The organism is Mycetohabitans endofungorum, assembly GCF_002927045.1.
Classification (GTDB): domain Bacteria; phylum Pseudomonadota; class Gammaproteobacteria; order Burkholderiales; family Burkholderiaceae; genus Mycetohabitans; species Mycetohabitans endofungorum.
Window position 1 is genome coordinate 1 of record NZ_PRDW01000068.1, and the last position, 1268, is coordinate 1268.

Genomic DNA, 1268 nt, shown 5'->3' on the forward strand with positions numbered 1-1268 from the left:
GACCATGCGGGTGCACCAATCCTCTGCCGCAGCCCGTCATCGCTATCGACAAATTGCAAGCGCAGGGTGTCCGCCTCATCGATGACTTGACGCAATGCCGCTTCAAAGACGGCCGGCTCAATCACGCCTTCGATCACCGTGTACTGCGCAATGTTGTAGATGGGGCTGCCTGGGTGCAGTTGCTGCGCGAGCCAGATCTCCGTTTGGGCAGTGGTTAATGCATACGTAACGGGCGTGATGCTAGCATCCATAACAAAACTCCGATTCAGGCGACCGAGCAGCCTGATATTTAATAGGTGTACTAAATGATACGACGACGCAATCAGAACCTATCGTTGCTCGTCGGGAACCACTATGGCTTTTACGACACGTCGCGTGCAATTCTTAACCATTCACTGCGGTGATCAGGGCCACTCATCGGCGCGCGTCAGTGCGCCACTCGCGTCACTTGGCCGGCCAACGATCACGCCACGATCAATTTATGTCAAGCTTTAGCGAAAACGCTGAGCATAACGCGCGTGACGCTGCGCGCGGATGGGCATTACAGTCGGTCAAGCGAGACAGTTAAAAAGAACAGGGCAAGCCAGTACGTCGCACAGGCGCGGCGTCATTGGGTTCAGTACTGGAGTACTTCTTCATTTTTCCCTCCAGACATCACTTTTATTGAGCCATACGGCTACGGCAACGCACCCGTTCCTTGACTCATCAGCTCGACGTTATCTGCTTCACGTTCCGCAAGCACTGTGCCCAGCTGTTAAGAGACGCTACAAAGATTCAGGTAATCGCGGCGCTTAGCACCGGATTGAAAAACTGTAAAGCGCCCGCCATGATGCACTCAAGTCCATTACCTTTGCTTAAACGACAAGTCTTGAATGAAAGAAACAATAAAATTAAAAATTTGCAACCAGAAGCCACGCGGTCACCCACGAGATGGATGAAGTACGGCTTAAGGGCGTGTCTCAGATCACCGTGCAAGACACACTATTGCGCACGACAAAGCGGCTGACTAGTCTCTTTTCGGTATTCTGCGTCGTCAGTTGGCGTATCTTCTGGCTGACCATGGTGCATCTGGCCGCGCTGATCAACCAAAAGTGCCTGCTGGGACACAACAGGTTTCTCATGAATAGGCCAAACTTGACGAAACAGGGTCCCAGCGGGCACCGCGTTTGCTAGCATCGTATCAAGACGCCCCAATGGATGCGTTAGCGCACCGGCTATGGCGATTGTCCGATACGCAAAGAGTCGCGCACCATGCCCCTCTACAGCGC

At 53.2% G+C, this 1268-nt stretch carries 2 protein-coding genes; both read right to left on the reverse strand.

Translation table 11 applies throughout. From position 1 onward, the window contains the following. On the reverse strand, positions 1-251 hold a 251-nt coding region (locus B0O95_RS15200), incomplete at its 3' end, for a condensation domain-containing protein (protein WP_233203459.1). Positions 252-981: 730 nt separating this feature from the next. Next, positions 982-1268 (reverse strand): hypothetical protein (locus tag B0O95_RS16850; protein ID WP_233203460.1); only part of this gene is annotated, 287 nt, incomplete at its 5' end.